Here is a 5826-nt window from a genome sequence, read left to right as displayed (position 1 = left end):
CGGACTTTACGGGCGCAGGAGCGTTCGGCCGTGGCGGGCGGGGTCGGAGCGAGAACTACACTTGACGGGTGAGTGAAACCGTCGATGTCGGGCTCATCGGGGGTGGCATCATGAGTGCCCCCCTGGGCACCCTCCTCTCCGAACTGCAGCCCGACTGGAAGATCGTCGTCTACGAACGGCTCTCGGACGTCGGACTGGAGAGTTCGAACGCGTGGAACAACGCCGGCACGGGGCACGCCGCCCTGTGCGAGCTGAACTACACGCCCGAGTCCTCCGACGGCACGGTCGACCCTGCCAAGGCGATCTCGATCAACGAGCAGTTCCAGCAGAGCCGTCAGTTCTGGTCCGCGCTCGTGGACGAAGGCGCCCTGGATGCGCCGTCGACGTTCATCAACTCCACGCCGCACATGACGTTCGTCCGCGGCGAGCAGGATGTCGCGTTCTTGAAGAAGCGCTACGAGGCGCTGAAGGACCAGCCCCTTTTCGCCGGCATCGAGTACTCCGAGGATTCCCGCGTCATCAACCAGTGGGCCCCGCTGCTCATGCAGAAGCGCCGCGCGGGCGAGCCGTTCGCGGCGACGCGCGTCCCGGCCGGCACGGATGTCGACTTCGGTGCCCTCACCAGACAGCTGTTCGACAACCTGAAGCAGCATGGTGGTCGGGTCGTGACCGACCGCCAGGTGACGGGACTGAAGAAGCTGAAGGACGGCACCTGGGAGGTGTCGTGGCGCAACCAGGTCGGTCGCACTCCCGGCAAGACGCGGGCACGCTTCGTGTTCGTCGGTGCCGGCGGGTGGGCGATCAAGCTGCTGCAGAAATCCGGTATCCCCGAGATCAAGGGATACGGCGTCTTCCCGATCGGTGGGCAATGGCTCAAGACCAGCAACCCGGCCCTTGTCGCCCAGCACCGTGCGAAGGTCTACTCGCAGGCATCCGTCGGTGCGCCGCCCATGTCGGTGCCGCACCTGGACACTCGCGTCGTCGACGGCGAGACCTCGCTGCTGTTCGGTCCGTTCGCGACGTTCAGCCCCAAGTTCCTCAAGCGTGGCTCGATCTTCGACATCATCGCCCAGGTGCGCCCCGGCAACCTGTGGCCGATGCTCAAGGTCGCGATCGACAACCCGAGCCTCATCCGGTACCTCATCGGCGAGCTGTTGAAGAACAAGAAGCGCAAGGTCGACAGCCTCCGCACGTTCATGCCCACGGCGAAGGATGAGGACTGGATGCTCCTGAACGCCGGGCAGCGTGCTCAGGTGATGAAGAAGGACCCCGAGAAGGGTGGCGTGCTGCAGTTCGGCACCGAGGTCGTGAGTTCGGCCGACGGCACGATCGCCGGCCTCTTGGGTGCCTCCCCGGGTGCCTCGACTGCCGTGGCGATCATGCTCAACATCCTGAAGACGAGCTTTCCCGACCGCATCGGCGACTGGGAGGGGACGCTCCGCGAGCTCATCCCGAGCTACGGCACGCACCTGAACGGCAACCCGGATGCCGCGCAGCAGAGCCTCGCTGAGACCGCGAGTGTTCTCGCGCTGAAGGCGTGACGCTCGCCCTGTCGCTGAGCTGAGATCCGATCGTGGCAAAGCTGTACTTCCGGTACGGAGCGATGAACTCCGGAAAGTCCACCGCCCTGCTGCAGGCCGCGTACAACTACGAGGAGCGCGGTCAGCACGTGCTGCTGGCCAAACCCGCGATCGACACGAAAGAAGCCGATCACATCTCGAGCCGGCTCGGTGTGACGCGTCCCGTGGACTTCCTCATCCCGCCGGTCGCCGACCTCCGTGAGCTGTTCGCGCATCACCGTGAACGGTTAGTCCGCCGCGAGAACGAAGCGCTCGTTCCCGAAGCCGAAGAGCGGCGACCGGATGTCGCGTGCCTCCTCATCGACGAGGCGCAGTTTCTGACTCCCGAGCAGGTCGACGATCTGCTGCGGATCGTGGTGCTCGATGGTGTTCCGGTGCTCGCGTACGGCATCCGCACTGATTTTCGCACCCACGCGTTCCCGGGATCCCGGCGTTTGCTCGAACTTGCCCACTCGCTCGAGGAACTCAAGACAATCTGCCGCTGCGGACGTAAGGCGATCTTCAACGCGCGCCTGGTGGGCGGCAGGTTCGTCTTCGACGGCGATCAGGTCGCAATCGACGAGCTCTCGACCGACCGCGTCACGTACGAGTCGATGTGCGCCGAGTGCTACCTGCGCGAGTCCGGCGGGCGCATCGACGGTCGCTGAGTCCCTCGGCCCGCGAGGGCCTCAGGCGTTGGCCTCAGCAGGCCGCTGACGCGGCGGCAGCGGTACCAGCATCGAGGTCGCCCGCTGGTACTGCGCGTATGCCGGGTACTTGGATGCCGAGATCGACTCCGTGAACACGGTGGAGCCGATGAACAGCACGGTCAGCAGCGCGGCGCCGATGACCGTCCAGTTGATCACACCGCCCCAGACTCCCGCGCCAGCGGCGACCGCGGCAGTGGCGCCGAGCGCATAGAACGCCCACCACTGCGCCTGCTCGAAGAAGAAGTTCGGATGCCGGCTGTAGCGCCAGAGTCCGGTCGTGAGGAATCCGGGCTCCAGGGTCCCTCCCGCGGACTGCTTCGCCTTGTGGAAGTCCCACTGCTGCTGGTCGGCAACGAACTCGCCCACCAGGAACAGGGCGAACAGCACAGCGAAGGCTGCATCCCAGCCGGTGAACGGCGTGGGGTTCTGCCACGCGATGAGGGCCGGGAGTGAGATCAGTACGAGGAGGGCGTTCTGGTAGAGCACGATGAAGAACACGTTGAAGAGCTGGAACTGCGCGGGAGTCATCCGGGCCCGCAGGATCGCCCACCGGTAGTCCTCCATCCCGGTGTATCCGCCCTTGCGCGCGAAGTTGAACGTCAAGCGCGCACCCCAGGCCGTGACGAGAACCGCCATCACCACCAGCCGCGTCGCCTCTTCGCCTGCCACGAGCGCGGCAATCGCAAACACCCACACGTAGACCGCCGGCACAACCGACCACAGCCGGTCGACCCACGACGTGTCTTTCGTGATGATCGACGCGACCCAGCAGAACAGTGACACAGCGGCAGCGATGCCGATGACGATGAGCAGGGGATCCATGCCCCCACGCTAGCGTCGGCTCCGGGGTTTTGCGTGGTCATCCCGCGTGCGCGTTTGGCGGTGGTCAGACCACTGGGTAGCCTGAGGCAGACGAAGGAGTGCCTGTGACGGATGCCCCGGCCAAGGCCTGGCGGATCGTGCTGGATCGGATCGAGAGCGATCTGATGAGCGGAGAACTCGGTCCCGGCGACCGCCTGCCCCCCGAACGCGAGTTGGCGACGACCCTGGGTGTCGGCAGGTCGAGTGTTCGCGAGGCGCTACGGGTGCTGGAGGTCATGGGCCTGATACGCACGGGCACGGGCTCCGGCCCGACTGCCGGTGCGATCATCATCGGCACGCCGTCGGGCGGCATGTCGGCCCTCCTGCGGCTGCAGCTGGCAGCGCAGAGCTTCGCGGTCGAGGATGTCGTGCAGACCCGTATCGCTCTCGAGTCGGCCGTCGTCGCTGATCTGGCTGCCGCAGAGTCCCCCGATCTCGTCGATGTTCAGCGGGTGCTGGGGGCGATGGATGACCCGTCGCTGAGCCCGGCGGAGTTCGTTGCCTTCGATGCGCAGCTACACCTGGCGCTGGCCGAAGCCGCTGGAAACGGCGTCACGGTGGCGATGATGGGGGGCCTACGCGACGCCATCGAGGGCTACGTGGCGCGCGGCATCCGTCGAATCGCCGACTGGGATGACGCGGCCGCACGCCTGCGCCACGAGCATCACCGGATCGTCGAGCTCATCGGCGAGGGTGAGGCCGATGGTGCGCGCGCGGCCGTGACCGACCACATCCGTGGCTATTACGCGACGGTCACCTCTCCGACGGAGTAGGCAACGTCGGGATGAACGCCTCGAGGAACTCGGCGGTGTCTTCCCACCCCTCAACGGCCTGGCAGGTGACACCGATCGCGAGGACCGGGTAGTCGTTGCCGTCCGGGTCGAGACGGTCGCCGACGAAGAGCATGTCATCGAGGGGGATGCCGGTCTGTTCGGCGAGCTGGCGCATCCCGTACGCCTTGTCGATCCCGCGCGCGGTGATGTCCACCGAGGTCGATCCGCCGGAGCGCACCTCGAGGTCGGGTACCCGAGCGGCAACGGCCTCGCGGAGCCGGTTCTTCTTCTCTCCCGTGGGATCCCAGGCCATCTTGACGTCGACGGGAGCCTGCTGCCCGAGGGCTGAGAACGTGATCTGTGAGCCGCGATCTTCGACGATGTCTCCCCAGGTCTCCGACTCCCACAGGCCTAGGCGCTTGGCCTCGTCTTCGACGGCAGCGAGTGCCCGCTGCTTCTCATCGTCGGTGAGCGAGTGCGCGTAGATGGTGTCGATACCGTCAGTGTTCAGCCGGTAGTACTGCGTGCCGCATGTGGGGAGCAGGTGTAGCCGCGAGAGCGTGTCAGCCGACGTCTCGGGCAGGCGGTCAACGACCTGCATTGTGAACTGGGCGAGCTGTCCGCCCGAGATAATAGCGACCTCGACGCGCTCGGCAAGAGCGACGAGCAGATCGCCCATCCGTGGGTCGATCGCGCTCTTGGAGGGAGCCAGCGTGTCATCCAGATCGAACGCAACCAGGCGGGGAGGGGTGGCCATCAGGATCCTTCCGGGAGGGGCGACGACACCGTCAGGTCTTGATTGTTGTGATCTTGCTCGATGGTCGGGGTGCGACCGATGACACATTGTCGGGGTGACAGGATTTGAACCTGCGGCCTCGTCGTCCCGAACGACGCGCGCTACCAAGCTGCGCCACACCCCGTGGCAACCGTTCGAGTCTACCCGATCAGGGTGCACCGCCCGAACCGCCGTCGGTATCCACCGCGGTGAGAGTGATCAGCGAGACCTCCGGGCGGCAGGCGAAGCGCACCGGTGCGTAGATCGAATGACCGACGCCGGCGCTGACGTTCAGCGGTACCGAGCGTCCGTCGTTGGTCCAGGCGCTTAGCCCCCGGGCCTGATCGAGCGGGATGTCGCAGTTGGCCACCAGGGCGCCGAATCCCGGCATCCGTACCTGGCCGCCGTGGGTGTGTCCCGCGAAGATCATGTCGGCGCCGAGCCCCGTGAAGGAATCGAGCACACGACGGTAAGGCGCGTGGCTGACGCCGATCGTGAGCTCGGGAGATTGCGCCTTCAGGTCGGCCACGAGCGGTGGGAGGACATCGAGGCGGTCCCAGTGCCGGTGGGCATCGCTGACGCCGAAGGCTGCGATGGCGTGCCCGTCCACGGCGAAGGATGCGGCGGCATTGTTCAGCTCGTGCCAGCCGAGCGTGCTCTGCAGGTAGTCGTCGAGCGCTCCGACATCCAGGCGGTCGGGCCTCGGTATCGACGTCGAGGGGCCCGAGAAATAACGCAGCGGGTTGCGGGGGAGCGGGGCGTCGTGATCGTTCGATCCGTGCACGTAGACGCCCGGGATGCCGCGCAGCGGGTCGAGCGCGGCGCGAACGCCGGTCAGCCCTTCCGCGTGGCCGAGGTTGTCGCCGGTGTTCACGACGAGGTCAGGGCGGAGTTCGTCGGCAAGCCCCGCGAGCCAGCGCTGCTTGCGGCGCTGCCACGGTGCCATGTGGATGTCGGAGAGGTGCAGGATTCGAAGCGGAGCGGAGCCTGCGGGCAAGATGCGCACCTCATGATGGCGCACCGTGTAGAGGTAGCGTTCGACCCCCATGCCCCAGATGGCGGTGCCGACGCCGACCGCCCCCACGACCCCGAAGGTCGTGAGGGCGGCGCGTCCGAGCGCTGAACTCACGGGCTCGGTGCCGGTGCGG

Annotated in this window: 6 protein-coding genes and 1 tRNA gene; 3 read left to right on the top strand and 4 right to left on the bottom strand. The window is 66.6% G+C overall.

Annotated features, from left to right (window positions below; all coding sequences use genetic code 11):
* The first annotated feature begins 68 nt into the window (after positions 1-68).
* Together Q1V87_RS05010 and Q1V87_RS05005 are read left to right on the top strand one after the other, a co-directional pair.
* On the top strand, positions 69-1541 hold the full coding sequence (locus Q1V87_RS05010) for a malate:quinone oxidoreductase (RefSeq protein WP_300591106.1): 1473 nt from the start codon (positions 69-71) through the stop codon (positions 1539-1541).
* Between the two features lie 32 nt (positions 1542-1573).
* Positions 1574-2227 (top strand): thymidine kinase, encoded by a 654-nt coding sequence (locus tag Q1V87_RS05005; RefSeq protein ID WP_300591105.1) that lies wholly within the window; start codon positions 1574-1576, stop codon positions 2225-2227.
* 21 nt (positions 2228-2248) lie between these two features.
* Here the strand turns inward: Q1V87_RS05005 and Q1V87_RS05000 are convergent, their stop codons facing one another.
* Positions 2249-3091 (bottom strand): DUF1295 domain-containing protein, encoded by an 843-nt coding sequence (locus Q1V87_RS05000; RefSeq protein WP_300591104.1) that lies wholly within the window; start codon positions 3089-3091, stop codon positions 2249-2251.
* Positions 3092-3195: 104 nt separating this feature from the next.
* Here Q1V87_RS05000 and Q1V87_RS04995 point away from each other — a divergent pair, with 104 nt between their 5' ends.
* A complete protein-coding gene (locus Q1V87_RS04995; protein ID WP_300591103.1) occupies positions 3196-3903 on the top strand; it encodes an FCD domain-containing protein in 708 nt (235 codons plus the stop codon).
* On the opposite strand, the gene Q1V87_RS04990 is transcribed toward Q1V87_RS04995, so the two are convergent.
* The 3 genes from Q1V87_RS04990 to Q1V87_RS04980 all read right to left on the bottom strand — a co-directional run bounded on the left by Q1V87_RS04990 (position 3884) and on the right by Q1V87_RS04980 (position 5762).
* Entirely contained in the window at positions 3884-4660 is a 777-nt protein-coding gene (locus Q1V87_RS04990) for an HAD-IIB family hydrolase (RefSeq protein WP_300591102.1), read from the bottom strand. The two genes, Q1V87_RS04995 and Q1V87_RS04990, sit on opposite strands and share 20 nt — an antisense overlap.
* A gap of 89 nt (positions 4661-4749) precedes the next feature.
* Positions 4750-4823 (bottom strand) — tRNA-Pro (locus Q1V87_RS04985).
* A gap of 24 nt (positions 4824-4847) precedes the next feature.
* Positions 4848-5762 carry a metallophosphoesterase gene (locus tag Q1V87_RS04980; RefSeq protein WP_366945410.1) on the bottom strand — a complete coding sequence of 305 codons (915 nt, stop codon included), beginning with the start codon at positions 5760-5762 and terminating at the stop codon, positions 4848-4850.
* Positions 5763-5826 lie beyond the last annotated feature (64 nt).

The organism is Microbacterium sp. (assembly GCF_030149085.1).
In the GTDB taxonomy this organism is placed as follows: domain Bacteria; phylum Actinomycetota; class Actinomycetes; order Actinomycetales; family Microbacteriaceae; genus Microbacterium.
The sequence above is the reverse complement of the archived record's forward strand: the minus strand, read 5'-3'. Positions and strand labels throughout refer to the sequence as shown.

What these genes read in the sequence shown, in the direction of transcription:
- Q1V87_RS04990 (WP_300591102.1), bottom strand. Translation starts at nt 4,660, where the DNA reads ATGGCCACCCCTCCCCGCCTGGTTGCGTTCGATCTGGATGACACGCTG.
- Q1V87_RS05000 (WP_300591104.1), bottom strand. Translation starts at nt 3,091, where the DNA reads ATGGATCCCCTGCTCATCGTCATCGGCATCGCTGCCGCTGTGTCACTG.